General features: G+C 31.8%; 29 protein-coding genes and 3 tRNA genes. 17 read left to right on the forward strand and 15 right to left on the reverse strand.

The genetic code is table 11. The annotated features are described in order from the left end of the window. The first annotated feature begins 306 nt into the window (after positions 1 to 306). From GGR32_RS10215 to GGR32_RS10225, 3 genes are all read left to right on the forward strand, one after another. Positions 307 to 1,206 carry a hypothetical protein gene (locus tag GGR32_RS10215; RefSeq protein ID WP_183478108.1) on the forward strand — a complete coding sequence of 300 codons (900 nt, stop codon included), beginning with the start codon at positions 307 to 309 and terminating at the stop codon, positions 1,204 to 1,206. 249 nt (positions 1,207 to 1,455) lie between these two features. After that, the gene (locus GGR32_RS10220; RefSeq protein ID WP_183478109.1) at positions 1,456 to 2,007 is read left to right on the forward strand and encodes a DUF6934 family protein; all 552 of its coding nucleotides are present in this window, start codon (positions 1,456 to 1,458) and stop codon (positions 2,005 to 2,007) included. Positions 2,008 to 2,029: 22 nt separating this feature from the next. Continuing rightward, positions 2,030 to 2,218 (forward strand): hypothetical protein, encoded by a 189-nt coding sequence (locus GGR32_RS10225; RefSeq protein ID WP_183478110.1) that lies wholly within the window; start codon positions 2,030 to 2,032, stop codon positions 2,216 to 2,218. 366 nt (positions 2,219 to 2,584) lie between these two features. Here GGR32_RS10225 and GGR32_RS10230 read toward each other — a convergent pair whose 3' ends face one another. Next, positions 2,585 to 3,889: a cryptochrome/photolyase family protein gene (locus tag GGR32_RS10230; protein WP_183478111.1), complete on the reverse strand. Its 1,305-nt coding sequence runs from the start codon at positions 3,887 to 3,889 to the stop codon at positions 2,585 to 2,587. A gap of 105 nt (positions 3,890 to 3,994) precedes the next feature. Between GGR32_RS10230 and GGR32_RS10235 the strand changes: the two genes are divergently transcribed. Continuing rightward, positions 3,995 to 5,218, forward strand: coding sequence for a multidrug effflux MFS transporter (locus tag GGR32_RS10235; protein ID WP_183478112.1), 1,224 nt, complete (start codon positions 3,995 to 3,997; stop codon positions 5,216 to 5,218). A 40-nt stretch (positions 5,219 to 5,258) separates the two neighbouring features. On the opposite strand, the gene GGR32_RS10240 is transcribed toward GGR32_RS10235, so the two are convergent. Continuing rightward, on the reverse strand, positions 5,259 to 6,272 hold the full coding sequence (locus GGR32_RS10240; protein WP_183478113.1) for a M28 family metallopeptidase: 1,014 nt from the start codon (positions 6,270 to 6,272) through the stop codon (positions 5,259 to 5,261). A gap of 154 nt (positions 6,273 to 6,426) precedes the next feature. Here GGR32_RS10240 and GGR32_RS10245 point away from each other — a divergent pair. Beyond that, positions 6,427 to 6,511, forward strand: a tRNA-Ser gene (locus GGR32_RS10245). A gap of 407 nt (positions 6,512 to 6,918) precedes the next feature. Here the strand turns inward: GGR32_RS10245 and GGR32_RS10250 are convergent. Then, positions 6,919 to 7,785, reverse strand: a complete 867-nt coding sequence (locus GGR32_RS10250; protein WP_183478114.1) for a hypothetical protein — start codon at positions 7,783 to 7,785, stop codon at positions 6,919 to 6,921. Between the two features lie 11 nt (positions 7,786 to 7,796). Here GGR32_RS10250 and GGR32_RS10255 point away from each other — a divergent pair, with 11 nt between their 5' ends. After that, on the forward strand, positions 7,797 to 8,096 hold the full coding sequence (locus tag GGR32_RS10255; RefSeq protein ID WP_246415195.1) for a helix-turn-helix domain-containing protein: 300 nt from the start codon (positions 7,797 to 7,799) through the stop codon (positions 8,094 to 8,096). Here GGR32_RS10255 and GGR32_RS10260 read toward each other — a convergent pair whose 3' ends face one another. Genes GGR32_RS10260 through GGR32_RS10270 form a run of 3 tightly spaced genes read right to left on the reverse strand, consistent with a single transcriptional unit; the run spans position 8,097 to position 9,878 of the window. Further along, positions 8,097 to 8,906: an ImmA/IrrE family metallo-endopeptidase gene (locus tag GGR32_RS10260; RefSeq protein ID WP_183478115.1), complete on the reverse strand. Its 810-nt coding sequence runs from the start codon at positions 8,904 to 8,906 to the stop codon at positions 8,097 to 8,099. It abuts the gene before it with no gap. After that, entirely contained in the window at positions 8,893 to 9,288 is a 396-nt protein-coding gene (locus GGR32_RS10265) for a hypothetical protein (protein WP_183478116.1), read from the reverse strand. The genes GGR32_RS10260 and GGR32_RS10265 overlap by 14 nt, the downstream gene beginning before the upstream one ends. Beyond that, positions 9,285 to 9,878, reverse strand: coding sequence for a hypothetical protein (locus tag GGR32_RS10270; protein WP_183478117.1), 594 nt, complete (start codon positions 9,876 to 9,878; stop codon positions 9,285 to 9,287). Before GGR32_RS10270 ends, GGR32_RS10265 begins: the two co-directional genes overlap by 4 nt. A 97-nt stretch (positions 9,879 to 9,975) precedes the next feature. Between GGR32_RS10270 and GGR32_RS10275 the strand changes: the two genes are divergently transcribed. The 3 genes from GGR32_RS10275 to GGR32_RS10285 are packed head-to-tail and all read left to right on the forward strand — an operon-like array spanning position 9,976 to position 11,587. Beyond that, entirely contained in the window at positions 9,976 to 10,149 is a 174-nt protein-coding gene (locus GGR32_RS10275; protein WP_183478118.1) for a hypothetical protein, read from the forward strand. 21 nt (positions 10,150 to 10,170) lie between these two features. Continuing rightward, the gene (locus GGR32_RS10280) at positions 10,171 to 11,067 is read left to right on the forward strand and encodes a hypothetical protein (RefSeq protein ID WP_183478119.1); all 897 of its coding nucleotides are present in this window, start codon (positions 10,171 to 10,173) and stop codon (positions 11,065 to 11,067) included. Between the two features lie 13 nt (positions 11,068 to 11,080). Further along, positions 11,081 to 11,587 carry a hypothetical protein gene (locus GGR32_RS10285; protein ID WP_183478120.1) on the forward strand — a complete coding sequence of 169 codons (507 nt, stop codon included), beginning with the start codon at positions 11,081 to 11,083 and terminating at the stop codon, positions 11,585 to 11,587. A 110-nt stretch (positions 11,588 to 11,697) separates the two neighbouring features. Here the strand turns inward: GGR32_RS10285 and GGR32_RS10290 are convergent, their stop codons facing one another. The 6 genes from GGR32_RS10290 to GGR32_RS10320 form a co-directional block, all read right to left on the reverse strand. Next, entirely contained in the window at positions 11,698 to 13,209 is a 1,512-nt protein-coding gene (locus GGR32_RS10290; RefSeq protein ID WP_183478121.1) for a hypothetical protein, read from the reverse strand. A gap of 8 nt (positions 13,210 to 13,217) precedes the next feature. Further along, on the reverse strand, positions 13,218 to 13,493 hold the full coding sequence (locus GGR32_RS10295) for a helix-turn-helix domain-containing protein (RefSeq protein WP_183478122.1): 276 nt from the start codon (positions 13,491 to 13,493) through the stop codon (positions 13,218 to 13,220). 116 nt (positions 13,494 to 13,609) lie between these two features. After that, the gene (locus GGR32_RS10300; RefSeq protein WP_183478123.1) at positions 13,610 to 14,866 is read right to left on the reverse strand and encodes a hypothetical protein; all 1,257 of its coding nucleotides are present in this window, start codon (positions 14,864 to 14,866) and stop codon (positions 13,610 to 13,612) included. A 2-nt stretch (positions 14,867 to 14,868) separates the two neighbouring features. After that, a complete protein-coding gene (locus tag GGR32_RS10305) occupies positions 14,869 to 16,206 on the reverse strand; it encodes a phage integrase SAM-like domain-containing protein (RefSeq protein WP_183478124.1) in 1,338 nt (445 codons plus the stop codon). 638 nt (positions 16,207 to 16,844) lie between these two features. Next, positions 16,845 to 16,917, reverse strand: a tRNA-Lys gene (locus GGR32_RS10315). Positions 16,918 to 16,950: 33 nt separating this feature from the next. Then, positions 16,951 to 17,023, reverse strand: a tRNA-Lys gene (locus tag GGR32_RS10320). Between the two features lie 131 nt (positions 17,024 to 17,154). Between GGR32_RS10320 and GGR32_RS10325 the strand changes: the two genes are divergently transcribed. After that, on the forward strand, positions 17,155 to 17,667 hold the full coding sequence (locus GGR32_RS10325; RefSeq protein WP_183478125.1) for a shikimate kinase: 513 nt from the start codon (positions 17,155 to 17,157) through the stop codon (positions 17,665 to 17,667). Here GGR32_RS10325 and GGR32_RS10330 read toward each other — a convergent pair. After that, positions 17,659 to 18,168 (reverse strand): phosphoribosyltransferase family protein, encoded by a 510-nt coding sequence (locus tag GGR32_RS10330; RefSeq protein WP_183478126.1) that lies wholly within the window; start codon positions 18,166 to 18,168, stop codon positions 17,659 to 17,661. The two genes, GGR32_RS10325 and GGR32_RS10330, sit on opposite strands and share 9 nt — an antisense overlap. Before the next feature lie 47 nt (positions 18,169 to 18,215). Then, positions 18,216 to 18,599 carry an RNA-binding S4 domain-containing protein gene (locus GGR32_RS10335; RefSeq protein WP_183478127.1) on the reverse strand — a complete coding sequence of 128 codons (384 nt, stop codon included), beginning with the start codon at positions 18,597 to 18,599 and terminating at the stop codon, positions 18,216 to 18,218. Positions 18,600 to 18,673: 74 nt separating this feature from the next. Between GGR32_RS10335 and GGR32_RS10340 the strand changes: the two genes are divergently transcribed. Both GGR32_RS10340 and porQ read left to right on the forward strand, forming a co-directional pair. Continuing rightward, entirely contained in the window at positions 18,674 to 19,603 is a 930-nt protein-coding gene (locus GGR32_RS10340) for an FKBP-type peptidyl-prolyl cis-trans isomerase (protein ID WP_183478128.1), read from the forward strand. Positions 19,604 to 19,711: 108 nt separating this feature from the next. Then, complete coding sequence (gene porQ, locus GGR32_RS10345; protein WP_183478129.1) at positions 19,712 to 20,731, forward strand: type IX secretion system protein PorQ; 1,020 nt, start codon at positions 19,712 to 19,714, stop codon at positions 20,729 to 20,731. On the opposite strand, the gene GGR32_RS10350 is transcribed toward porQ, so the two are convergent. Continuing rightward, positions 20,726 to 21,379 carry an alpha/beta hydrolase gene (locus GGR32_RS10350; RefSeq protein ID WP_183478130.1) on the reverse strand — a complete coding sequence of 218 codons (654 nt, stop codon included), beginning with the start codon at positions 21,377 to 21,379 and terminating at the stop codon, positions 20,726 to 20,728. The genes porQ and GGR32_RS10350 overlap by 6 nt on opposite strands. Before the next feature lie 89 nt (positions 21,380 to 21,468). On the opposite strand from GGR32_RS10350, the gene GGR32_RS10355 reads away from it, so the two are divergent. The 5 genes from GGR32_RS10355 (at position 21,469) to GGR32_RS10375 (ending at position 26,566) form a co-directional block, all read left to right on the forward strand. Continuing rightward, positions 21,469 to 21,891, forward strand: coding sequence for a PaaI family thioesterase (locus GGR32_RS10355; protein WP_183478131.1), 423 nt, complete (start codon positions 21,469 to 21,471; stop codon positions 21,889 to 21,891). Between the two features lie 4 nt (positions 21,892 to 21,895). Beyond that, the gene (locus GGR32_RS10360) at positions 21,896 to 23,026 is read left to right on the forward strand and encodes a chorismate-binding protein (RefSeq protein ID WP_183478132.1); all 1,131 of its coding nucleotides are present in this window, start codon (positions 21,896 to 21,898) and stop codon (positions 23,024 to 23,026) included. A gap of 97 nt (positions 23,027 to 23,123) precedes the next feature. After that, positions 23,124 to 23,732: an SMI1/KNR4 family protein gene (locus GGR32_RS10365; protein ID WP_183478133.1), complete on the forward strand. Its 609-nt coding sequence runs from the start codon at positions 23,124 to 23,126 to the stop codon at positions 23,730 to 23,732. A gap of 28 nt (positions 23,733 to 23,760) precedes the next feature. Then, complete coding sequence (locus GGR32_RS10370) at positions 23,761 to 26,418, forward strand: BspA family leucine-rich repeat surface protein (protein ID WP_183478134.1); 2,658 nt, start codon at positions 23,761 to 23,763, stop codon at positions 26,416 to 26,418. Between the two features lie 4 nt (positions 26,419 to 26,422). Further along, a complete protein-coding gene (locus GGR32_RS10375) occupies positions 26,423 to 26,566 on the forward strand; it encodes a hypothetical protein (RefSeq protein ID WP_183478135.1) in 144 nt (47 codons plus the stop codon). Positions 26,567 to 26,607 lie beyond the last annotated feature (41 nt).

A 26,607-nucleotide genomic window follows, 5' to 3' on the forward strand; every position in this document is an offset into this window, starting at 1 on the left:
TATTGTTTCTTGCCTTGCATACAACAAGTTACGAAAATTAATCACAGAAAAATACCTTAGCTATGGATTTTTTGCTAAATTGTGCAACAGGCACAAGGTATATAACAAATAGCTAAGTCTGTTCTAAACCGAAAATTTTGGTATATTTGGTAAACCGCCAAATCTTTTGATTTGGCATTTTGAAAAGAAAAGATAAAAGCAAAATACAAAAGATTTGGCTTGTTGCGAGATTGAAAAGTAACTCATAATTGCACGCTACTTGTCATATACAAACACGTTATGCACAATATAAAAATAAATTCATCAATGAAAAATAATTTCCCAATAGAATTTGAAAATGAGGATTATATATATGATTATATGGACATAATTCAGTATGATTTGAATACTATGCAAGAAAATTTTTCTGCCGTTATTGAAAGTAATCAACTTGAATGGTTACCTCAAACAATTCATATTACTAGAAAGAAATCAAAATTCATAATAACGGTTTCTGAATTTCTCTACCCAGAAGATTTTTGGGAACAAAAATATTCATTATTAGAGTTTATAGAATCTATGAATAAAAGCTTTAATTCCAACAATGAAAACGATATTAAAGATTTCAATTATGTTGATGAAGGTTCTGACAACGGAATATACATTGATTGGAAAATAGTTTTAACGAAACCTATTGAAATAGACAAATTATGTGAAATAATTAAAGAATATAAAAAAAATCTATATAACCGAGCATTATATAACCTAGAAGTTCCAGTTTCAGTTCTTATTCTAGGAAAAGATACAGGAGAACATATGCAAAAACTTGAAAAAATAGCTAAAATACTAGAAGAAAATAATTTAAGTCCTATTATCATAAAGAAAAAAGAAGATTTTAAAGAAGAGAAACCTAATCAAAAAATATTGAGACACGCTCTTCAGTCTAAATTTATAATAATTGAAAATACAGAACCTTCAGGACATCTAATAGAATTTGAAAAAATTAAAATAACAGAAAAAATTACAGCTGTTATTCAGAAAGAAAATAACGGTGCTACTTGGTTAACAGAAGATTCTTTCATTGGCAGGACAGACATAAAAAAGTTTACTTACTCAAATAGTAAAAAAGATTTTGAAAAAAATGTAATATGTGCAATTAAATGGGGAAATGAGAAATTTGAAGAACAAATGGATATTTTAGTACAGACATATCCTTGGTTAAAATGAGAAAAATACTGTGCATAACAGCGGTAACCGTTGCACAAGCCTATAATTTTGGAGTGAATATGAGAGAATAATTAAAGATAATGTTTCGGTCGCCTAGTCTTTTTGTTATACTTTTAAACTAAACTCTCTTAGTGCTTTACACACTCTCTTGTTTTAACATAAAAAGTTGTATATATTTGAGGATATCACTTTAATGCAAATCGTGATATTCTTCAGGGCGTTGGCGGTAATTAAAACCGGAATTAACCTATGATTAAAATTGATTTAGATGATACTTTTGATGCTAATTCAGCAAGTGAAGATTTAACTGGGTTTACTTTTAATTCTGAATTGAGGGATGATAATGTAGTAGAGTTGCACGTTTTAATTAGTGAACATCCTGATCCATTATTACCTGGAGTATATAATTTAGCATTTGGTCCTTTAGGAGAAGATAATGAAATAGATGATAAAATTATTCTTCGTCATAAAAATGTAAATAAAGTGTTTTCTACAGTACTTTTATTTGCAATTACATTTTTAGAAAATTATAGCGATGAAAATTATTCTATTGGAATAGATGGTTCTAATGAAACTAGAGCAAATTTATATCATAGAATGTTTAGATATAATTATGACCATCTATCAGATATAATTGTAACAGTTGGAGTTGATTGGTATGTGAAACTTTTAAGAAATGGCACAGATATTGAAAGAGATAGTGATGGAATACCTTTGTTTAAACCAAGACCTGAACCTTTTGACTTAAATAGAAGTCCAAAAGATTTATATAGATATTATATATTCTCTTTAAATAATTAAAATATATTATTACCTTTGTACTATGAGACAAACTGTTCAAAATAAGATTACTAACCTTAAAGCTTTAGCTAAAGATAGTGTTTCTAATTCTGTTGCAAAAAGTTCTTCCCGAATAGTTAATGATAATTTATCTAAAGCTATTCGTAGTGAAAGAGACGCAAAAGTATTTAGAAAGGAACTTACTATTGCTTTTAAATTAGCAAAAGAATAAAGTTAAAAACGATTATATATAATACAGTAAAGCCTACTTTCTTAAAGTGGGTTTTTTTATTAAAAAAAACTGTGCACAACAAAGAACTAAGTTAAAAACCAAATATTTTCAGACTAATTTTGATACATAATTTTCATTGTAAGGAATCCCTGATTTAGCAATTGCAAAAGCTTGTTTTAATAGTTGAGTTTCTTAAAAAAAATGGAGTTATACGTTTTTCTTTGTTCATTTTATCTTTACACCAAACGAACCAAAAAGCCAATTCAAAATAGAATGATAAACTTTAAACTAAGCGATTAGCAGAGTTAATTTACGTATTTATTTAAAGTATGCTAACAAAACTATTATAATATTTAAAAACAAAGTTTATTTGTTTAATGCTTGTTTATAGGCTTTTAAACAACGATTACGTGCTATTTTATGGTCTATTATTGGAGTAGGGTAGGTTAAGCTGTCAAATTCTGGAACCCATTTTTTTACGTAGGTTAATTGCTTATCGAATTTTTGAAGTTGGGTAATGGGATTAAAAATTCTAAAGTAAGGTGCAGCATCAACCCCACATCCTGCAGCCCATTGCCAGTTGCCTACGTTAGATGCCATTTCGTAATCCAATAATTTTTTGGCAAAATAGGCTTCGCCCCAGCGCCAATCTATAAGCAAATGTTTACATAAAAAGCTGCTTACAAGCATGCGCACACGGTTGTGCATTAAACCTGTATTGTTAAGCTCTCGCATGCCAGCATCTACCAATGGATAGCCTGTTTGGCCGTTTTTCCAAGCTTCAAAATCTTGAGGGTTATTTCGCCAAACTATATTGTCATAAATGGGTTTAAAAGCTTGTGTTACCGTGTTTGGAAAGTGATATAGAATTTGCATAAAAAACTCCCTCCAAATAAGTTCGTTTAAAAAAGTTTTTGCTTGTAACTGGTAAGCTTTTTGTACTAAAAAACGGATGCCTACTGTGCCAAATCGCAAGTGGGTGCTTAGTAGAGAAGTGGCGTTTTTGGAAGGGAAATCTCGGTTAGATGCATAATTTATCAATATTTCTTCTGTAATATTATAAGGAGGAACATTTATGCCGGAAGAAATAAAACCCATATCGTTAAGTTGTATGCTTTCCCATTTTGCTGCTTGGAAGTAATTGCTATGCTTGCTTACATCGGGTTTTGGGAGGTGGTCTTTGGGGTTAAAATTTAGTTTCCACTTTTTCATGTAAGGCGTATATACCAAATACGGAGTTCCGTCTTTTTTGGTGATTTCGTCTCTTTCAAAAATTACTTGATCTTTATAACTTAACAATTGAATGTTTTTATCTTCTAAATAGTTTTTTATTGCTAAATCACGTTGTATTGCATAGGGTTCATAATCGTGATTGGTGTAAACTTGTTGTATTTGGTATTGTTGAGTGAGTTTTTTAAAAACACGTAAAGGATTTCCATAAAAAACAGAAATGTTGGTGTTGTTTTTTTCTTGAAGAATTTTTTTTAATATCCCTAGTTGTTTAAAAATAAAACTTAGCCTTGCATCATTTTTTGGTAGGTTTTCTATAATTTCAGGATCAAAAATAAAAATAGGCAGTATCGGGTTACTGCTGTTTAAGGCGTTATAAAGTCCTACATTATCTACTAATCTTAAGTCTCTTCGAAACCAAAATATATTTATTTTAGCCATGCTTTTGCGGAATGATGATTTTTAATACCTTATTTAAGGTACTAATTTATTGTTAAATTAAAAATATTTTCAGCAATAATAGTTAATAAAATAGACCTTTGTTTAATGCAAAATTTAGACCAACGAAACAAAAAAACAGAACAAATTATTTTATTGGTTCTAGGAACGCTTATTGCCTTAGGACCCTTTTCTATAGATATGTATTTACCGGCTTTTAGCAGTATAGCAGAAGATTTTTCGGTAAGTAAAGTAGAGGTAAATTACTCTTTAACCAGTTATTTTGTGGGGATTGCCTTAGGGCAGCTTTCTTATGGTCCTGTAATGGATAGGTTTGGACGTAAAAAACCACTATTGATAGGTATCTTTATTTATATTTTGGCAGCCATAGGTTGTTACTTTTCTACCAATTTATGGATGTTGGTTATTTTTAGATTTTTCTTAGCCATAGGTGCTGCAGCTGGAATGGTAGCTGCAAAGGCGGTAGTGCGTGATGTTTTTCCTGTAGACGAAGTAGCTAGAGCCATCTCTTTTTTAATGTTAATAATGGGCGGAGCACCAATTATAGCACCAACTGTAGGCGGTTTGGTGATGACTAACTTCTCGTGGAATACCATTTTCTTGTTGCTGGCTGTTTTTGCGTTATTAATGTTTATTAGCGTGGCTAAGTTTTTACCCGAGAGCGGTGTTCCTGATAAAAGTGTAGATTTAAAACTAAAAGATATTACCTACCGGTATATAGATATTTTTAAAAATAAGGTTTTTCTTACATTTTCTATGGCGGGCAGCCTAACCATAGGCGCTATGTTTGCTTATATTTCTAGTGCCAATATCTTGTTTACAAGCGAATTTAATATGACAGAACAGGAATTTGGTATTTTTTTCGGGGTAAATGCCGCAGGATTAATATTGGGTTCTCAGCTTAATAGGTTGGCTTTAAAAAGACTTTCTACCTTTAGGGTGAGCATAAAAATTAGCGTATTTCTTGTTGGGCTAGCAGGAATATTATTGTTTAATATTTTTACTTGGAATAATTTTTATATTACCGTAGGCATATTGTTTTTTATCTTATTTTTATTAGGTTTTCAAAACCCAAACACAACAGCTTTATCGCTTTATCCTTTTGAAAAAGAAGCAGGAAGAGCATCAGCGTTAGTTGGTTCTTTAAAAATGATGCTTGGGGCAGTAGCCTCGTTTGTAATTAGTAAGTTTGAAGGAAAAACAATTTACGTCATGGCAATTACCATTTTTGTATGCTTGGTTTTTAGTGCTTTTTTATTGTTTAGGTTTCAGGCAAAAGAAAAACGAAGCCTAATACAAATAGGACGATGAAAATTACTAGTTGTAAAAAAAACCATTACTTATTAAAGAGTTAGGGCGTTGCTTTATCTACAATAATTCGCTCTTTTCGGTTAGCCAGTTCCCAAGCGGTGTAAAAAATAAGCTGTGTGCGTTTACTTAGTAAATTGTAATTTATTTTATCAGGAGTATCCGATGGTTGGTGGTAATCATCATGCACTCCATTAAAGTAAAAAATAACAGGAATATTATGTTTTGCAAAATTATAATGGTCGCTTCTGTAATAAAAGCGGTTAGGGTCATCGTCTGCATTATAGCGGTAGTCAAGTTCTAAAGCAGTAAAGCTATCGTTTATATTTTCTGAGATGTTGTGTAATTCAGAACTTAATTTATCACTTCCTATTAGGTAGATATAATTAGGATTATTTTGGTGCGCATCATCTACACGTCCAATCATATCCGAATTTAAATTAGCAACAGTATTCTCTAATGGAAATATTGGGTTTTCACTATAATATTTAGATCCTAAAAGTCCTTTTTCTTCAGCAGTTACATGTAGAAATAAAATAGAGCGCTTAGGTCCATTGCCGCTGTTGGTAGCCATTTTAAAAGCTTCTGCAATTTCTAAAATAGCAACAGTTCCAGAGCCATTATCATCGGCGCCGTTATTAATATCACCATTAGCAGTTACACCAATATGATCGTAATGAGCCGAGATAACAATAACTTCTTCGGGTTTTTCACTTCCTTTAATATAGGCTAAAACATTTTCTGAAGGTTTATATTTATTTTGAAAATAACTACTAGGTATCTCTTGGTAGTAATCACCTTCGTTAATAGGAGAGGGGATTGCTAAATTCTTATAAAAATCTCTAAGGTAATGAGCCGCTAATTTTTGACCAAATTCTCCGGTATCTCGTCCAGCAAATTCGTCTGAAGAAAACAAGTATAAATGTGTTTTGAGATCATCAGGGGTAATGGTTTCTGCATAAATCTTAGCATTTGTTTTTTGTGCAACATTATGCTCATGAACAGAGCAAGCGGTAATGCTTATAAGAAGTATTGTGAGGAAGAGAAACTTTTTCATTTAACGGATTGATTTATAGACATCAGGCAATATAAGGCTTTTCCTTGTTTTTTGAGAAATAAAAAATATTATTTTTTTTACAAGAAAAATTTTCAGGTAAGATAAAAATAATATATATTTGCATCCGCATTCGGGGCATACCGAATGTTGTCCTGGAGAAATGGCAGAGTGGTCGAATGCACCGGTCTTGAAAACCGGCGAGGGTCACACCTCCGGGGGTTCGAATCCCTCTTTCTCCGCAACAATAAACCGTAATTACTTATAAATTAAGTTATTACGGTTTTTTATTTATCTTTTTAGTCAGTAATTAGTCAACATTTGGAAAAATAATAAAATTTCTATCTCATTCTAATCTTACTAAACACAAACCAAAAGACAATTCAAATTACCAACGTTTATCTCTTTATTTAACTGGATTTAGAGCAGTTTTCTTTTTAGGTTATTGCATAATAAACAACATTTTACTATACAAACAAAAAGCTGTTAAGGTTGTACCCCAACAGCTCTAATACTCTTCTTTATTACAAAGTTCAAAAATTCTAGCCCGAATTATAAATCAGCTACCCTACCCCCTAAAAGTAAATTCAATTCCCTTTTGAGATAAGGGTGGGTTATTTTTTATATAGACCGTAATCCCTCGTCTTTTCTAAAATTTTCTGATAGCTCTTACAGCAGAGTTATTCATTTTAGGTCTGTTATCTTCAAAAATACCAGTACTTGAAATTACATAGCCTTTTGAGTGAGTGCTACTATGTTCTGTTGAACTTGTATAGCCGCCAATAACGAATCCTCCAATAGTGTTTCTTTCATTGATTATCATTAATTGCAATTCGTCTATACTTGGTAAATACCAATCGTTAAATCCATTCTGAGTATAATTATTACAAAGTTTAGCTGCTGATGTCTCATCATCACAATTATTAACGATTAAAGTTGTATTGCTATCTCCCTCTCCCAAACCTGTATAGTTAGCATTCATCAGTGCATTATTACACCCCCAAACAGGAGAGCCTAAGTTTTCTGTAGTAGACTCTAAATACCGCCAACCATCACTATAGCTTCCTTTGTCATAAAAAACTATTCCTCCTGCTTCTCCTATATCTCCAATTTGATAATCAGATAAGGTTGTGATAGTAATTTGATTACTATACCCAACTCCAAACTCATTTTCTGCATAGGCTCTGACAAAATAACTTATTCCTCGTTCCATTCCTGTAACGGTAATAACACTTATACCCGTACCATTATTAACTATACTAATAGGGGTTACATTATCTTGTTTTGTCGGACTAGAGCTTGTACTACTCCATACAATACCTCTTTCAGTTACGGAACTGCTTCCCTCATCAGTAATATTGCTTGAAAATGTTGCACTGGTACTGCTTACTCCTGTAGCTTCTAGTCCTTGAATGGTAGGTATTTGGTTTTCTGAAAACACTTCATCATCACTGCTAGAGCAATTTGTAAATAATGATAGGAATAAGGCTATTAGAGTTAATTTTAAGATTTTCATATTGTATTATTTTGAAATTGGAATCAAATATATTTAAAAATAATGACCGTACGGTAATTGTAGTAAATAAAATTCTCAATGACCTTACGGTTATGAAATTTGATGATAAAAAAGAGCTTTTAAAACTAGCTCATAGAGTAAAAAAACTAAGGACTGAAAAAGGGGTTACTCAAGAGGAAGCCTATAATGATACTGGCATTCATTTTGGTAGAATTGAACAAGGCAAAAGAGACGCTTCTTATACTACTCTTTTAAAAATAAGTAGCTATTTTGGTTTAAGTTTAAATAATTTTTTTGATAAAGGTTTTTAATTACTCTTCCCATACCATACTTAATACTGTATTGCAAGAAGATGTAATAATACAGTATTCAAAAAAATTATAATCTCTATCATCTTCCCAATCATTTAATTTAAACCAAGTAGATTTCCATATTGGTTGTTTAGAATGCTCTTTGTGGTAGATTTTACCTTTTTCAAAATACTCCAAAGCAACTGAATCATCAGGTAATTTTGATTTTGTTCTATCAATTATAAAATGAGGGTAGTCATCAGGTCTTTTCCAATAAGACACTTTAGAATTATGACTATGAATAAGGCATAATGGACAATCTCCTAATTCAAAATACTTAAACGCTACAGAAGTAATACTAACATTAAAAAAAGATGATAGATTTCTAATAAGTTCTGGAGAGAATTTTTTGCCTTTTTGTTTTTTATAAAATAAATCTGAAGGCATTAATAATTCAGAAGCAAAGTCATTAGCTTCCCATTCTTGAACCCCTCTTTTCATTTGCTCTATTGAAGATTTAAACCAATTTAGTGTCAAATCATTATCGCTATGCTCTTCTAATTCCAATTTATTATGGAGTAGTAAATGACCTAGCTCGTGAGCAATTGTAAATCTTTTTTTTCCTTTATATGGAATTTCAGAATTAATTTTAATAATGTTCTTTTTATTTCCTCTGATAATTTTGCCATCTGAATTGCTAAGTGGTTCTTCTACAAGAAATGCTCCTAAACCTGATACAAGAATATCCATAGGAATATCAACAATGCTATCACAACCTATTTCTTTTAAAAGTGCTTTTGCTCTTATAGCTCCTCTTTTATTCTTCTTCATCTAAATTTTCAATAATTTCAAGTAGGTTTTGGTCTTTTATTATATCTACAATTTCTTCAACACTTAAATTCTCTAAATTTCTAAACTGTACCTGAAATTTATTATTCTTAAGAATTTCTAATAAATAATTTACAGGCTTATCAATGTTATTATTTATTGCATCTTTAAACATTTTAGCTTTTTCATATAACCTTTCATCTCTTAACTTCTTTATTTTTCCTTTTAGTAAAAAGGTTTCTTTTTTATAGTTATTTGAAGCAATAGTATTAATTTCTGAAACATTATACTCAAAACCTTCTAAATAACAGTCAAGAGTGGAATCATCTTCATTTAGAATTGAAGAAATAATTTTCTTATCTATAAATTTATCTAGGTTGTTCATTTTCTTTGTTCTTTTAGATGTTTTTGAATAATAGGTATTTTTCTATCCAAGCGTTTTTTGATATTTGTCAATTCTTTGGCTGATATACCAAAATGCTGTTCTAAATCACTTCTCTTCATTCCATTAATTATATAAGGTTCAAAAAGTAATAATTCTTCATCCGATGCATTTAATGATTCCAAAATATGCTCACATTCTTTTAGTAAATCTTCATACTCCGAATCTTTTTCTTCATATTTATCATTATCTAAAATTTGCCAAGTAAGATTGGATTTTTGTAATTCTTTTTTAATAATCTTATGAATTATACTATCTAAGGCACTTATAAATTGTTTTCTAAAATCTGGAAAATCATCTTTATACCACTTTCTTCCATCACTTTTCAAGAATGAAGCAATTGTTTCAGAAATGAAATCTTCAACCTTAAATCCTCTCAATCCATTTTGGACATCAAATTTAATATTGAATTTTGATGAAAGGCGAAATATTGTGTATTTAAACATTCGTTGATAAAAAGCCTCAGTTAAAATCTTCTGAAGCTCATCAACAGTTTCTTTATATGAGGCTATATCTCTTTCTTGACTTGTCATCTATATAGTAATGCTATATTTTTTTAAAAAAATTCCTTTCGATGGAAATTTATTGAATTTTTTTAGCATAACCATATATAAATCAATTAAAAACCTTATGGCAACAAATCCACCAAAAGATAACAGCAGAAAAGGAGCAGTAAAAAAACGTTCCCAAGTTTTTAACCCCAAAACAAAAAGATGGGTTAAGCGAAATAAAGATAACGGGCAGTTTATGGATGTAAAACAGTCAGATAACAAACCATTTAAAGGTGTCCGTAAAGAAAAATAAATTTTAATTAAAACTCTTAGTATGAAACAAAATTACACATTTAATGACCATTTTGGTATTGACCAATCAACTGAGTATTTAAACATTCCTCTTGACCAAGATTTAAAGGCTTTTATATGCCCTTTTAATATTGTTAATACAAGGCACGATTCTATATCTGGCAGTGTTTATTATAGGAACAAGTCTTTTTTAGAAAAGCTTAATAGAGAATATATTAAACCGAATAAAGTTAAGGATGGGCTTGTTCTATTGTCTAACTTACACGAATCAAATGAATATCATCTTGGTTATTCAGGAGTTAATAAAGGTAAAGGTATTGGAAGTGATAAAGCTACGCACATATTCGCTTCTTTAAGAAATAATAAGTTTGTAAGTCAAGGAATATCTGTAACTAATGAATCTCAAAATGTTCTGCTTTTGGTAAAAGGAATTGGTCAAGATAATATGTCAGACATAATTTCTAATGTTTGTAGAGATATTTTTGCTGATTTCACATACAGCCAATGTTTAAAACATAATATTCCAACCTCAGAATTTGAAATTAATTATTACAATTCAGATGTAGGATATTGGGATTCTAAAAAGAAGAACTTACCTACTTACAACAGTAAACCAATAATCCTTATTCCAAAAAATATTGCTACAGGAGAACGAGAATTTACAAGTAGGTATAATTGGTTTATAGCTAAAAACAATATATCATTTGATATAATAAACGGCACTCTAAAGGTTTCTGATTTTGGTAAATATGTTAAAACCTTATCGAATGGAGATAGAAAAGCTATGGTAAAATATGTTTTTGAAGATTTCAAAAAACCAAAAGAGGAATTAATTGAGTTTGTTATTCAATACGGAGATATGACGTTAGTTGATTTCCAAGATTACATTAAAGAAAATTTCCCTGATTCATTTGAATAAAAAGTAGAGTATTATGGAGTTTTTTAAGCTATTATTTTTACTGTTTGCTCTTGCCGTTTTTTTAGGTGTTTTTTTAAATATTTTGTTAAAGTTCATTTCTGCAATTGCATATTTCACGTATGCAAGTATTCATTATATGGAATCTTTTTCTCCGTTTGAAAATCATTTCTTAAAACTAATTGTACCTGAAAAAGGTATGAAGAGAATTTGGATGGATTTTTTAGCATCCTTATTTATGCTGTTTTCAGTGTCATCTCTGTTCGAAATAATAAAGTATATGAATCAAAAGGTTCATTCTAGGGCTATAAGAAGCCAAGAACAAGATGTTCATGAAATGTTAGAATTGATACCTGACGCAATAGTATTTCCTTCTTTATTCTGTATTGGAGTTGTTTATATAATATCTTATTTTCATAAAAGGAAGATGGATAAAGAAGAATTGGACGAACAATTAAAAATGGATGGAATTGAAAAAATACGAGAGTTGAAATTACCAAAGTTTTTTAAGTTGCCTTTCTAAAAGGAGTACTAAGAGCCATTTTAAATTTCTGACCAAGAAAACCAACGTAGAACAGCTAAAACCTCCTACAAGAAGCCCTAAGACACTCAAAATAGAGTGTCATAGTAGCTTTACCAATCCTCTTTCCCAACCTCCACATTTACCCCAAAATAATCAGTCAATAACACCTGATATTTGGAGTGCAAAACATCAAAATTATCAACGGTTGTAGAAAGGCTATCGTGTCTGCTGATTAGAGGTAGTTTAGGGTACTTCTCTGCTATCTTCTTTGAGCAATGAAGCAATACCGCTTTTGATTCTATTTGTTGCATTAGAACTGCTAAATCAGAATAATTATGCTTTTTCAAAGCATCTAACCATTTGGTAACAATAGGGAATAGTTTTCTAAACTCATTAACTGCTCTTACCGCCTTGGTTTTAGGACTGCAATAAATAGCATTCAAAGTAATGGTTTTTGCACATTTCCGTAATGTTTCAAAATCTTTGATTTCTTGACTATCGGAATCCTTTTTTAGCAGTTTAGTATAGTACACACCATCTTCAAACCAAATAGCTCCAGACCGAAACAATTCTTTACCAACTTGCTCATAAATATCTCCACTTCTAATTAAAAAAACGAATTGTTTAATTTGTTTAATATCAGTGGTTTGAATATCAATTAACACATTAGAAGTAATATAATAACACATAATATAAACATCTATAACATTATCTATTGTATCATCTAAATATTTATACAACATCCTAGTAATTCTTTTAGTAAAATGTGTTACTGTTATATAACCTTTCTTATTGATTTGTTTACAATACTCTTTAATAATCAACTCTAAAACTATGGTTAATATAAATGGTTGAGAACTCTTTATATCTGCTTCTTTTAATGGGCTGTCATCAAATGTTACAAACTGTTTTAAATCTGATGGTAAAGCAGTAAAACAAGAATGTAATCTATTGTCTCGACCCTCCATTGAATAAATTTGTAATGTTGACTCAAAATTTTTGATATGGAACATTCTTTTCTCATTTCTTCTTTTAATCTTTTCACTTTGATGTTTTGGGTACTTTGAATCAACAAACTCAATGGCTGCTACTTTATCAAAATTAAATTTATCACTGGTAAGCCATTTTGTTAAATGACCAACTTTTAGATTGGCTGTTTGCTTTCTTTGTTGAATGCGTTTTAAACATTTCTTTTTGATTCCTGATTCAGTAATTGGAATAATGACAAATGCCATATCAAATAAAGTTATTTCTGATTCTTTGATGTTAAAATAACTTTGATTGATTCTATAAGCCCTGCTTCGACTGTTTTTTCCACTTGGGTCATGATAATGGGATTGCATTTCTATAATATCATTCTCAACTAAAATTTCTAAATGTTTACTACTTTTATATAGTGTGGTATCGTAATTCTCTCTTAGTATTTTAGCACTTAAACGAATCCATTTTTTACCTTCCTTATAGTCTTTATCAGCATATTTATTGGTTAAAATAAGATGAACCAACAAAGCTGATAAATCAAAACTGATACTGTCGTCTTTCTTGCATACTGCTTTCAAATCTGAATACAGTAAGCTAGGGAGATTAATAAAATAATCTCCCTGCTTGGTAGATGTTTTCATAACAATGACTATTTAAGTTGAACCATTGCTTTGTCAATATCTGACCGTCTGTAATAAACTCTATTTCCTACACCATAAGGAATTAATATTCCCTTCTTTTTCCAGTGCCATAAAGTACTGAGGTCAATATTTAATAATTTGGCTGTTTGCTCTCTTGTTAAATACTCATCAGACTGTTGCGGAATGAAGTTTCTTTTTAGCTCTTCTAATTGAGCTTTAAGACCATTAATAAGGTCTTCTTGAAATTGCTGTGGGCTTACCCCTAAGATTTGTAATGCTTCCATTATCTAAAATTTTAAATTAATAATGGTTGCAAAAAGGTGTAGGTTAGTTAGTTAACTCAATAATAGAGTTAAAAACAGGGTGTGTTTAATTTCTTTGTTTTCAGTGTATTACAATGCTATTCAATACTATCTGTAGGATAGTCGTAGGATGAAGTTAAAATTTCTACTATTTTATGGGTTGAAGTCCTTTTTTCTGGAAATCTAGTGCCTTTTTTGATGAACGAAATAGCATTAGAAATACTCTTTGGAGGCTTTTCTTTTGAGTTAAATGTAAATCGTTCAGACCACCACATAGCGTAATATTTTCCTACACCTATCTTATCTATAAAAAAGGGTCTAATTTTTAGCATCAAATAACCAAAATCATTCAAGTTGCCATTGCATAAATCAATCTTATTATTAGGAGGGGTTGATTTTATAACAAAGTGTTCTTTAAATTCGTCTATTGATACATATGGATTTAAAAAATCTGAAAATTCAGTATAGATTTTGTTTAGTACTTCAAAATTATCATCTCCAAAAACAGTTACTTCATTGATAGACAATAATTTTTCTGATTTAGTAAACTTGTATTCTTCAATTAGGTAATCAAAGAGGTTTAAAAGTTCTTTTTGATGATATTTGAGGTTGGAATGGTTGATTATACAAGATTGGTAGCATTCGGTATAATGTTGTTTCAAACTTGTTTCAATCGAAACGTCATTACTGTAAGACTGTTCAAAAGAAGTATCTTCATTGGTCTGATTTACTTTTTTCTCATAGTAACTAATTTGTTTTGAAACTGCTAAAATATCTAATTCCCTGTTACTTATCTTGATTCTTAAATCACTTAAAAGGTTTATCAGCTTATGTTTGCCAAACTCAAATTTTTCAGGCACAATAAATAATTCAGCATAAAACGTTTTTAACTCTTCAATAGCATTGCTTAATCTAGTTTTATTAATGTATTCAGGAAAAGGAACAGGTTCATCAGAATAAAACCCATCTATAATACTATGAGCAAGTGTTTTGTCTTTTTTTAACTCTTGATTCCTGATTTTTTTCAGTTCTGTAGATTCTTTTAAAGAGGTAGCGTAGTTTTCAATCAAATAGTTTGAAAAATGGTTAAACTCGTTTATAAGAGCTTGTAATTTCTTTCTTTTGGGGTAGGTACTTCTACTTTTTCCTGTTTTACCTAACTCGTCTTTTAAATGGCTTATTTTAGAAATTACACTTGGTAAAACATCTTTTGTTAGATAGGTAGAAAATTTGATACCATCAATATTGTAAAACAAGTCGTCTAATTGTTCTAATAGTTCATTTAAGTTATTGACTTCATAAATGCTTTTAGTAATGTAGGTAGTAAATACTTTTCTGAATGTTTGAATATCCATATCTAACTATTTGATACAGGTTTTAAATAGGTTAGTTTTAATGAACCCTCTTGAATACTCTCTTTTTTGGCTTTTTTTGCCCAAATTCTAGCTAATTGCATTGCGTAATCTATTGGTTTTTTACCAATATAGTTTAAAAACATTGTTTCAGTTTTATGTCCTGTGACACTCATTAATAGAGGTGTTGGATATTCTCTTTGTGCATAAAAATTGGTGGCAAAACTTCTTCTGCAATCGTGTGAAGATGCTAACATCCATTTAGGGTACATTCCTGTTTCGTATCTATTTGTTTCAGGGTTGTTTAAATTACCTTCTACAACCTCATCAATTTCAGCAATCTTGCATACTTGTTTGATGTATCTGTTGTACATTGTGGTACAACTATCAATATTTATAGCAAACTTGGGAGGAAATTCTCCATCTCTTTTATCTAAAATCTGCTGAACCTCTTCATGTATAGGTATTTGTACTAATTCTCCTGTTTTGACTTGGGTTAAAACAATGAAATTAAGGTCATCAATATTTTCAATCATTTTTTGGTTCATTCTAAACAAGTCAGATGCTCGTTGCCCTACAAAACAGCCAATAACAAACCAATCTCTCGCTATATTATAATTGTCATTTTCAAATTCAGTATTTTTTATTTTTTCTATTTCTTCAAAAGAAAAAGTTACTTTCGGTGGTTCTACTGTAAATCCTGTAAAATCGTTTATTTGCACACTCACTTCTATGCCATTTTTACGAGCATCAAGAATAATTGTTTTAACAAAGCTGATGTATCGCCCTGCGGTGTTATCATTAATCTTTTCTATTTGTATTAGATATTCTAAAAACTCGCTTCTGAAATTTAAGTCCACCTCTTTAATAAGAAATCGTTTCTCTTTATGAGCTTGAAACCCTTTGAGCTTTTTAACAATGGTTGTGTATTTAGTAATGGTGTCTTTGCTTACTCCCTTTTTTCCAGACTTTGTAATTCGGAACGGTAATCGTTGTACAAAATGTTCTCCATATTCTATTAAGTATTCTAATTCGTTGGGTTCTTCTCTGCCGTGAAATTTATCAATCATTAATTGCAACCAATTACCATCAATAAGCACACCTTTAGAATTATCTTTATTGAACTGGTCAATAACAAATGATTCCAATTTCATAAGGTTAGATTTAAGTTCTTTGTGAGAAGTGTCTTTGGTTTTTGGAAAGCCTGTCGCATCACTCCAAACTCTAGCATCACATACAGCACCTGTTTTACGTTTAATGGATTTATTTCTATTTAAAGATAACCTTAAATATATAGGGGCGGTAGAACTCTTGCTTTGCAATAAATACTTAATTGTTGCCATTTGAATACGATTTAGTGTATTCAAAGGTAAGCATTAAAAATAATTTAGTCAGCATTTAGTCAGCATATTTTCAATTTGATTCAATATTAGCATTTTTGCTAAGTCAATAAAAAAATCTTTATTAATAATACTTTGCAGCGTTTTAAAGGGGTTGGGGTGTGATTTGAATTGTATCAAAATGAATGAAATTTTATTGTTTAAGTCCCTCTTTCTCCGCTTTGAGATTAGCAAATCTCACCAAAACCCTTTGAAACGTATGTTTTAAAGGGTTTTTTAGTTTCTATAAAATAGCAAAAAGTGTTGTATTATAGGGGATCATTCCCAAAAGTTGTGTTTAAGCAAAAATTGTAGTTAATCTATAAAGGAAGAATTCTACATTTTTCACTCCTCTAAATTGTGCTCTGAACGCTTTTATTTTAGCATTGAAAGATTCAGTTCTACTTCCTTTACAAGGTATTTTGAAGATGCTTTTAACTTGTTCCAATGTTTTTGTAAAAAATATTGGAGGTACATTGGACTCACCTTGTACTTGCCTAAGCTTTTGTAAAGACACTAAGACCTAGAAAATATTCTTGAGCTTGTTTTATTTTAGAGAATAAAAAAAGGCAAATTTTAATATTAAAATTTGCCTTAAAAAGTGATCTGGCTGGGGCTCGAACCCAGGACCCTCTCCTTAAAAGGGAGATGCTCTACCAACTGAGCTACCAGATCTAATTTTTTATATAAAAGAACAATTTTTTTAAGTGATCTGGCTGGGGCTCGAACCCAGGACCCTCTCCTTAAAAGGGAGATGCTCTACCAACTGAGCTACCAGATCATCGCTAACGTTTTTATTAATTGCGCCAACGCGGGTGCAAATATATAACCTATATTTAATTTTACAAGGCAAAAAACAGATATTTTTTAAATTATCTTTCATAAATTCGTTTGTTAGAAAAAAGAAAGTATATGAAAACAATATTGTGTGGATATATGGGTGCAGGTAAATCTACTCTAGGCGAGCAACTTGCAAAATTTTCTGGGGTTAAGTTTTACGATTTAGATCATGAAATAGAAAAGCAAGAGGGCAAAAAAATTTCTGAAATTTTTTCAAAAAAAGGCGAAATTTATTTTAGAAAAGTAGAAAACGAGGTGCTAAAAGTTTTTTTAAACAGAAAAGAAAACTATGTTTTGGCGCTAGGAGGAGGAACTCCTTGCTATGCAAATAACCTTTCTTTGATAAAAGAAAACCCAAACACACAACTAATTTATTTAAAACTAAGCATAGCAGAACTTACCGAAAGGTTGTTTTTAGACAGTTATAGGCGTCCGTTGATACAACACCTTACTAATAGAGAGAATTTAGAAGATTTTATAAGAAAACACCTGTTTGAAAGGCAACAATATTACATGCAAAGCCACAAGATTATTGCGGTTGCACAGAAAACAATTCCAGATTTAATCGAAGAGATCTTAGAATAATAAAACCTTACTGTCTGTATCGGTAAAATTTACTTGCACTGTTTCATTTAATGAGGTAGAGAGCGAAATTCCTTTAAAATCGGCATTGATGGGGAATTTTTTATGACTTCGGTCTACCAAAACTGCGGTTTGAAGTTTTTTTACAGGAACTTCTAGAAAATGCTTGCAACCATACATAAGCGTAGCACCAGAGTTCAAAACATCATCGATAATAACAATACTTTTATCTTGGTATTGCGTAGGGGTGAGCGATGTTTTTATTTGGTCGGAAAGAGGAGCGGTTTTGTTTATTTCTACCTTACATAATAAGGTTTGTAAAGACGATATTTCTTGCAGCATAGCGTTTAGTTTTTGTGCTAGTTTATAACCACTTTTGGTAATGCCAGCCAAAATTATTTCCTTTTCCGCTATATTGTTTTCGTAGATTTGGTAGGCTATACGACGTGTTTTTTGCTCTATTTGTTTGTGATTTAATATAAGTATACCTGTGGTTGCAGCCATGTTTTAATCAAATTTAGTAAAGGGTAAATATATATAAATTGTTCTGCTTAATCTTTATCTTCTTCAGGATTATTTATCCAATCATCAATATCTCTTCGGTCTTTTTTAGTAGGGCGTCCCGTCCCTTTTTTACGGTAATAGTCTTGAGAATATTTGAGTAAATCGAGTTTCTCTAGGTTTTCTTTTGGGGTAATATCGTGCATATAGATACTTACTAGCTTTGCCCCAACCCGAGAAGGAGGTAAATCTAGAATTTCTATTTTATAATTAATTTGGTTTTTTCTTACCTCAAGCACATCGCTTGGGTATACTTCTCGTGAAGGCTTTACAGCTTCTTTATTAATTTTTACTTGTCCGTTTTTACATGCTTTAGTGGCAATGCTTCGGGTTTTGAAGTAACGGACGCACCATAAGTATTTATCTACACGCATAATCTTTATAAAACTTTAAGAAGAATAAACAAAAATAGAAGAAAATTGTATCTTGCACCACAAAAACAAGGCAAATGAAAGTATTAAAATTTTTATTACCCATTCTATGTATAGGAATTTTATCATGTAATAACGATGATGATGATAAAGGGAGTTCACCAAAACCAAGAGATGTACAAGAAGTTTATGAAGAAGATTTAGCTACAATCGAAGCTTATTTGGCAACACATTCTTTTCGTATAGAAAACAGTAATGACACAGGGAATTACAACCAAATTGTATTTGATACCATTGCAGGCGATAATGCCAACGGAACTCCAATTAAAGAATCTGATTTCTTGAAAAGCAAAATGGTAGAATCTGGGAAATATAGCTTTAAATTATATTACTTATCTTTTCGTGAAGGGGCAGAAAGTGAATATAAGCCTACTATCGGAGACGATGCGGTAATAAGCTATAAAGGACAATTGACTAACGGTACGGCTTTTGACCAATTACAAAGTCCTAGCCGAGTAGACTTACCTGGCTTTATTGTAGGTTTTAGACAAGCTTTGATTGAATTTAGTGGGGCAACGGGATATCAAATAGAAAATGATGGTAGAATTAGCTTTAATGACGATTATGGTGTTGGAGCGGTATTTGTTCCTTCTGTTTTGGGGTACTTTAATTCAACATCGGCAACTATTCCTGCGTATGCGCCTTTAATTTTTAGCTTTCAGATGTATAAAGCATACCAAATGGATCACGATAATGACGGCATACCTTCTTACCTAGAAGATATTAACGGAAACGGTATTTTACTTAAAGACTATGAAGATGATACCGATAAAAACGGTTACTTAAATTATCAAGATGCAGATGATGATGGAGATGGAACACCTACCAAAGATGAGATTGTTGTTGAAGATACCAACGGAAACGGAATTATAGAACCAGAAGAAATAAGTATGCCAGATACAAACGGGAATGGAACTCCAGATTATTTAGACCCTACTGTTTTTTAAATCATCAAAATAAAACAATGAAAAAAGCCTTGTTTTAGGACAAGGCTTTTTTAGTAAAATAAAATGAAATAAATTACGTTTTTACTTCGTAAGAACACGAGAATAAGAATGCCGAAAGTAAGTATATTAAGTATTTTTTTATATTTCTTTACCTGTTACGCCTTTGCTCAAATAGGAGGGAAGCACACTTACCAGTTTTTAAATTTGGTAACCTCACCTAGACAGGCAGCTTTGGGCGGAAAAAACATAACCATTTACGATTATGATCCTACGGCAGGGATGTTTAACCCTGCAAACATCAATTACCAGATGGATAATCAGCTATCGGTAAATTATGCAGATTATTTAGGAGATGTAAATTACGGAACAGCTTCTTATGCCTATTTATTAGATCGGCGTACACAAGTATTACACACTGGCGTAACCTACCTAAATTACGGGAGTTTTGATGGTTATGATGAATTTGGAAATGCCACAGGAAGTTTTAGTGGAGGAGAAGCAGCAATATCTTTTGGATATGCCTACAATATTCCGTGGTCTAATTTTTATATTGGGGCTAATCTAAAGTTTATTTCTTCAAAGTTAGAATCTTATTCCTCTATTGGGATAGCTACAGATTTGGGAATTACTTATTATTATGAAGATTGGGATTTGGTTATCTCGGCAGTGGTTCGTAATGCAGGAACACAGCTAACCCCTTACCATGAAACCTACGAGAAGTTACCTCTCGATGTAATGTTTGGTATTTCGCAGCAGCTACGCGATGTACCTTTACGTTGGCACCTTACGTTAGATAATCTTCAGCATTGGAATATAGCCTTTAGAAACACAAATCGAGATGAAACCTCGTTGGATGGAGAAGTAACCGCAGATAACCCTGGGTTTTTTAATAACATTCTAAGACATGCCATTGTTGGCGTAGAAATATTTCCCGAAAGCATTATCAACCTCAGGTTGGGTTATAATTTTAGGAGAGGAGAAGAATTGCGTATTTTAGAGCAACGCTCTTTTGCAGGATTAAGTGGTGGTTTTGCCATTAAACTTAATAAGCTACGGCTTAGTTATAGTTATGTGAAATATAACGGCGCTGCAAGTGCAAATTATTTCGGGCTTAATATAGCTTTATAATTTCTCCGAAATTTCTTCTAAAAGCCTTCTATTTACTACGTGTTTTCCTTCAAAAGGAATTATTTCTAAACGCTTCCCAAATAAATTTTCAGCTTGTTTTTGTTGTCCTTTTATACGTTCTGGGGTTAGGTACTCATCTTGTAAGCCGTACAGTAGCTTTACCTTTGTATCTTGAGCTAAGTAGGCAAAGTCTTCGGCGGTTAACTCTGTAGGAATTCCACCAGAATGAATAATTAATGCATTACAGCTTATTTTTCTAGAGGCCATCCAGCGGGTAATTACCGATACGCCTTGAGAATAGCCCATAAAAATTACTTTTTTGGGATTGGCGTGATTAACTTCTGTTTTATAGACTTCATCCAAGTACGCCAATACATTTTGTATTTCGGTTTTAGTATTTTCTTTTGTAAGCCAAGAAGCTCCTACGTGTTTAAAGTCGGTTTTTTGATAATATTTTGCGGGAGCTTGCGGAGCAATAATGTAGTTTTTTTCTTTGTTTAATCCTACAAAATACCTTAAAAAATAACGACTTAAGTATCCGAGTCCGTGGCATACAAACCAAATGTTTTCTTGTGGAGAGTGTAAATTATTTAAGGTAGAATAGCTATTGGTAGTTGTGTAAGAAACCTGTTTCTCGGTAGAATTCATTCTGTGCAATTTTGTATCTTTACAAAGATAAATTAAAAATTCTACAAGCGGTTTATCACGTTAAAGAATAACCATAAATATAAAATGTAATGAAATATACACCAGCGGAAATTCTAACGCGTTTTGCTAAAATGCGTAAAAACACTTTAATGGAAACTTTAGATATAGAATATGTAGAAGTGGGAGAGAATTACCTAATAGGAAAAATGCCCGTAACCCCAAAAGTTCATCAACCCGATGGTGTTTTACATGGAGGAGCGATGGTTGCTTTAGCAGAAAGTGTAGGAAGCGCCGCAAGTTATGTTTTTTTAGATGCAGAAAATCATTTTATTAGGGGGTTAGAAATTTCGGCAAACCATGTAAGAAGTGTCAAAGAAGGTTATGTGTATGCACGTGCCGAATTTTTGCATAAAGGCAGAACTACTCAAGTTTGGGATATAAAACTTACCGATGAAGACCAAAAACTTATTTCTGCCGTAAAATTAACCACCATTACACTACCTAAAAAATAAGTTTATGGAGTTTACCAACTTATTACAAAGCTTAAAATCACAATATCAACAAAAGTTACCTTTTGTAGTTTTTAGATTACCCGATAAGCATACGCATAGCGCTTATTTACAAAAAGATGATACTTTACATAAACTAACAGATTTTAAGTCAAAAGGCTTTGTTTTTTCACCCTTTGACGCCCATGAAGACACTTTAATCTTCCCTATAACCGAGTCTGTTTGTTTAGAAGCAGAAGCCGAAAAAAATGTGGCTGCAGAAAAATTAATAAAAACAACGCAGCCTATAGTTTTTGATGGAGAAGAAAAAAAGTTTCATAACGAGCTCGTAAAAAAAGCTATTGCGTATATGAAAGAAGGAACTAGCGAAAAAATTGTATTAGCACGTGTACAGGAGGTTACAAGTAAAAAATCTGTGTTTGAAATATACCAAAACTTAACCGAACGCTACCCAACAGCATTTGTTTATTGTTGGTATCACCCTCAGGTAGGTTTATGGATGGGAGCAACCCCAGAAACACTAATACATACACAACGAACCAGCTTTAAAACAATGGCATTGGCAGGAACACAAGTTTATAAACCTACCAATCATTACTATTGGGGCGATAAAGAAAAAGAAGAACAAGCCATTGTAACCAGAAGCATTTTAAATGATTTAAAACAAACCGAAAATGTAACCTCTGTGATGACTTCGGCAACTTATACCCACAGGGCAGGAAACGTAGTACACTTAAAAACAGATATAGAAGGTTTTTACAATGGGAAAGCAGAAACTTTACAAAATATAGTAGATAAATTACATCCTACACCAGCCGTATGTGGGCTTCCTAAAACAGTTGCAAAACAGTTTATATTGAAGAATGAAAAAAAGTCAAGAAAATTCTATTCAGGCTATTTAGGCGAATTAAATAAAGAGAGAGAAATTTCTAGAAACATAAAAAGTGTAGAACAACAAGCCTATAGAGCAAATCGTTTTAGTACCGATTTTTATGTGAATTTACGTTGTATGGAATGTTTTCCTTCCGAACAAAAATATAACCTATATGTAGGAGGAGGCATAACAACCGCTTCTAATCCAGAAGCAGAATGGACAGAGACCTTAAATAAAGCAAAAACATTAGCTAGTGTTATGTAGTTCTGCTACGTATAAAAATAACCATAAACAGGGGTTTTTTAATAAGTGTTTAATTATAATTTTGTAATTATACTGAAAATTTATACCAAACTATTTTATGAATACCACAGTAAAAGAATACCTAGACGGACTTAAAGATGCTTATTTAAAACACAACGGAAAAGAAGAATGGGAATATTTCGAAAAAAATAGGCAAGGAGCTAAAAAAGAATATATCGATGAGTTAACGCAAATTTTTCCCGATATACCAAAATCCTTAATAAGCCTTTTACAACATGTAGACGGAACCTATGGTCGAGAATATGCTGGAGAAACCATTTTGTTTTACATTTTTGGATCCGATGTTTTTCAGTACCCTTATTACCTCTTATCTTCTGAAGAAATAATACAAGGCAAAAATGCAGCTGATGATTATTCAGAATATATAGAAAGAGTGTATGAAGGTGTTGAAATTGATGATAAAATAACAAATAAAGTAAATGCCAATACTAAATGGCTTCACTTTTCCGACTGTATGAATAGTGGAGGAACCTCTCAGTTATTTATAGATTTTAGCCCTTCTTCAACAGGGAAAAAAGGACAAGTAGTACGCTTTTTACACGATCCAGATGAATTGAAAGTAATTGCTAATAGTTTTGATGATTACCTAAAAATGTTAATGAATAACGAGTATAATTTTATTAACGAGCATAGCGTAGAGTACTAATTAATTTATACTATTCATCTTTAAAAAAATGAACAAAAATATATACTGGGGTAGTCTTGCGTTTTTATTTTTTATGCTACTGGTTTCCTGTAAAAAAGATAAAAAAGAAGAAAATGGAGTGACTGTTACAGCGATAAAAACTTTAAAAGATTCATTACATACATCTGCTCCTAACTCTGAAAACAAAAAGCCAGAAAGGTCGTCTAAAGCGTTTGTAACCACCTGGTCTGTTGACTATGATGGTTCTGTTACCATACCACATGGTCTGCACAATGGGAGTTATAACATAGATTGGGGTGATGGTACTAAAAATGAAAACGTTAAAGAAGATATAATTCATTCTTATGAAGAAACAGGGAGCTATACGATAACCATTACAGGGGAATTTATTGATTTTCATGTAGTTGATGCGGATAAAGACAAGCTTCAATCGGTTGATCAGTGGGGTGTGCAAAAGTGGAAGGATATGAAAAGTGCTTTTTCCGGTTGCAGGTATTTGCGTATTGAGGCAACAGATTCACCAGATTTGTCCGATGTAACCAGTATTTCATCTATGTTTTTGGGCTGTGAAAACCTGTATGGAAATTTTAGTAATTGGGATACATCTACTATTACAGATATGAGTTATATGTTTGGCGGAGCTTATCATTTTGATGAAGATATCAGTAATTGGGACACCTCTAAGGTTACTAATATGGAGTATATGTTTGATGGGGCAGAATCGTTTAATCAGCCTATCGGAAATTGGAACACTTCAAACGTAACGAGTATGGAAAAAATGTTCAGGGGGGCAATTTTATTTAATCAGAACTTAGATAATTGGGATACTTCTAAAGTTAGCAGTATAGCAGGAATGTTTACAGGTGCGACATCATTTAATAAACCTATTGGTAATTGGGATACTGCTAATGTGATTAAGATGAATCGTGTTTTTGATGGGGCCAAATCATTTAATCAGCCTATTGGTGACTGGAATACTTCAAATGTAATAAGTATGGCGGGAATGTTTGCAGATGCAGGGTCATTCAATCAAGATCTTCATAATTGGAATACCTCTAATGTTACAGAAATGGGAGCAATGTTTTCGAAGGCAAAATCATTTAACAAGAATATCGGTAGTTGGGATACCTCAAAAGTTACAGATATGCAAGAAATGTTTTATAGAGCCAGGTTATTTAATCAGCCTATAGGTAATTGGGACACCTCTAATGTTACTGATATGGGAAGTATGTTTCATTATGCAAATTCTTTTAACCAGCCTATTGGAGATTGGAATACCTCAAAAGTAATCAGCATGAAGGAGATGTTTTATGAAGCTTCTGATTTTAATCAGCTTATCGGCCATTGGGATACCTCGAATGTTACTGATATGGAGGGTGTTTTTTATCATGCAAAATCATTTAACCAACCTATAGGGAATTGGGATATATCGAAAGTGACTACTTTAAAAGAGGCATTTTCAGGAGCCAGATTATTTAATCAGGATTTAGACAATTGGAATACTTCTAATGTTACAGATATGGAGCGTATATTTTCGGGAGCAACTTCGTTTAACGGGGCTATAGGAAATTGGGATGTATCGAAACTGACTAGTTTTAAAGAGATGTTTTTTGAAGCAGAATCATTTAATCGACCTATCGGGAACTGGAATACTTCAAATGTAATTATAATGGATAGCATGTTTGAGGGAGCAAGAGCATTTAATCGGGATATAAATGGCTGGGATGTTTCGAAAGTGACTTCTATGGAGGATTTATTCGTTTATGCAGCGTCATTTGATCAACCACTAAACAAATGGGATATTTCTCGTGTAAGAAGTTTTTTCAGAATGTTTGCGGGGGCTACATTATTTAATCAAGATATCAGTAATTGGGATATGTCAAAGGCAATCAATATAGCTGCTATGTTTGAAGGATCAGAATCGTTTAATCAGCCTATAGGAAAATGGGATATATCCAATGTAAATTGGATGGTTTCTATTTTCGAGGGTGCAAAGTCATTTAACCAGTCTTTAACCAATTGGAATGTTTCAAGGGTAGCATCTATGTCCGGGTTGTTTCGTAATGCCGAATCATTTAATCAGGATATAAGCAATTGGGATGTATCTAATGTTACAGAGATGAAAGCGATGTTCAATGGGGCCAAATCATATAACCGACCTATCGGGAACTGGAATACCTCAAGGGTAAAAGGAATGTCAGAAATGTTTAAAGGGGCCTTTTCATTTAATCAGAATATCGGTAATTGGGATGTTTCGAATGTTACGGATATGAGAGGGATGTTCAGTGAAGCCAGATCATTTAACCAGGCTATAGGTAAATGGAATACATCAAGGGTCAGGTATATGTCAGCAATGTTTAAGGGGGCAGCTTCGTTTAATCAAGCTATCGGGAATTGGGATACTTCAAGGGTACGGAACATGGATCAAATGTTTTATAAAGCAAAAAGATTCAATCAAGACTTAAGTAAATGGAATATTTCTAATTTGAATTCTGCTATAGGGATGTTTAGGGAATCAAATCTTTCAACGGAAAATTATGATGCTTTATTAATTGGCTGGGGAGATAAAGAACACAATAATAATGTTACTTTGGGAGTAGGAAATACGATATATACAGTAAAGGATGCCAGAGAAAAGTTAATGAGTGCTGGTTGGGAAATACATGATGGAGGATTTAAGAAATAAAAAAATGAAAACACCAGCAGCAGTATCACAAAAAAAAAAATCAATTTCAAATTATAAGCAATTTGGTATTGATATAGAAACACTAGAAGATAATAAGGTTAAAATAACTCAATCACGTTTGATAAATGGATTTATTTTCAACCAATAAATTAAATAATAACTTTAGGGAGCATTTAAATTCTTAATTAT

The organism is Mesonia hippocampi (genome assembly GCF_014197445.1).
Lineage (GTDB): Bacteria > Bacteroidota > Bacteroidia > Flavobacteriales > Flavobacteriaceae > Mesonia > Mesonia hippocampi.

Coding starts and splice junctions, on each gene's coding strand:
- GGR32_RS10325 (WP_183478125.1), top strand. CDS start 17,155: ATGAAAACAATATTGTGTGGATATATGGGTGCAGGTAAATCTACTCTA.
- GGR32_RS10300 (WP_183478123.1), bottom strand. CDS start 14,866: ATGGATATTCAAACATTCAGAAAAGTATTTACTACCTACATTACTAAA.
- GGR32_RS10240 (WP_183478113.1), bottom strand. CDS start 6,272: ATGAAAAAGTTTCTCTTCCTCACAATACTTCTTATAAGCATTACCGCT.
- GGR32_RS10270 (WP_183478117.1), bottom strand. CDS start 9,878: ATGACAAGTCAAGAAAGAGATATAGCCTCATATAAAGAAACTGTTGAT.
- GGR32_RS10275 (WP_183478118.1), top strand. CDS start 9,976: ATGGCAACAAATCCACCAAAAGATAACAGCAGAAAAGGAGCAGTAAAA.
- GGR32_RS10230 (WP_183478111.1), bottom strand. CDS start 3,889: ATGGCTAAAATAAATATATTTTGGTTTCGAAGAGACTTAAGATTAGTA.
- GGR32_RS10355 (WP_183478131.1), top strand. CDS start 21,469: ATGAAATATACACCAGCGGAAATTCTAACGCGTTTTGCTAAAATGCGT.
- GGR32_RS10375 (WP_183478135.1), top strand. CDS start 26,423: ATGAAAACACCAGCAGCAGTATCACAAAAAAAAAAATCAATTTCAAAT.
- GGR32_RS10340 (WP_183478128.1), top strand. CDS start 18,674: ATGAAAGTATTAAAATTTTTATTACCCATTCTATGTATAGGAATTTTA.
- GGR32_RS10335 (WP_183478127.1), bottom strand. CDS start 18,599: ATGCGTGTAGATAAATACTTATGGTGCGTCCGTTACTTCAAAACCCGA.
- GGR32_RS10285 (WP_183478120.1), top strand. CDS start 11,081: ATGGAGTTTTTTAAGCTATTATTTTTACTGTTTGCTCTTGCCGTTTTT.
- GGR32_RS10250 (WP_183478114.1), bottom strand. CDS start 7,785: ATGAAAATCTTAAAATTAACTCTAATAGCCTTATTCCTATCATTATTT.
- GGR32_RS10360 (WP_183478132.1), top strand. CDS start 21,896: ATGGAGTTTACCAACTTATTACAAAGCTTAAAATCACAATATCAACAA.
- GGR32_RS10365 (WP_183478133.1), top strand. CDS start 23,124: ATGAATACCACAGTAAAAGAATACCTAGACGGACTTAAAGATGCTTAT.
- GGR32_RS10370 (WP_183478134.1), top strand. CDS start 23,761: ATGAACAAAAATATATACTGGGGTAGTCTTGCGTTTTTATTTTTTATG.
- porQ (WP_183478129.1), top strand. CDS start 19,712: ATGCCGAAAGTAAGTATATTAAGTATTTTTTTATATTTCTTTACCTGT.
- GGR32_RS10225 (WP_183478110.1), top strand. CDS start 2,030: ATGAGACAAACTGTTCAAAATAAGATTACTAACCTTAAAGCTTTAGCT.
- GGR32_RS10295 (WP_183478122.1), bottom strand. CDS start 13,493: ATGGAAGCATTACAAATCTTAGGGGTAAGCCCACAGCAATTTCAAGAA.
- GGR32_RS10265 (WP_183478116.1), bottom strand. CDS start 9,288: ATGAACAACCTAGATAAATTTATAGATAAGAAAATTATTTCTTCAATT.
- GGR32_RS10260 (WP_183478115.1), bottom strand. CDS start 8,906: ATGAAGAAGAATAAAAGAGGAGCTATAAGAGCAAAAGCACTTTTAAAA.
- GGR32_RS10305 (WP_183478124.1), bottom strand. CDS start 16,206: ATGGCAACAATTAAGTATTTATTGCAAAGCAAGAGTTCTACCGCCCCT.
- GGR32_RS10290 (WP_183478121.1), bottom strand. CDS start 13,209: ATGAAAACATCTACCAAGCAGGGAGATTATTTTATTAATCTCCCTAGC.
- GGR32_RS10215 (WP_183478108.1), top strand. CDS start 307: ATGAAAAATAATTTCCCAATAGAATTTGAAAATGAGGATTATATATAT.
- GGR32_RS10220 (WP_183478109.1), top strand. CDS start 1,456: ATGATTAAAATTGATTTAGATGATACTTTTGATGCTAATTCAGCAAGT.
- GGR32_RS10235 (WP_183478112.1), top strand. CDS start 3,995: ATGCAAAATTTAGACCAACGAAACAAAAAAACAGAACAAATTATTTTA.
- GGR32_RS10350 (WP_183478130.1), bottom strand. CDS start 21,379: ATGAATTCTACCGAGAAACAGGTTTCTTACACAACTACCAATAGCTAT.
- GGR32_RS10280 (WP_183478119.1), top strand. CDS start 10,171: ATGAAACAAAATTACACATTTAATGACCATTTTGGTATTGACCAATCA.
- GGR32_RS10330 (WP_183478126.1), bottom strand. CDS start 18,168: ATGGCTGCAACCACAGGTATACTTATATTAAATCACAAACAAATAGAG.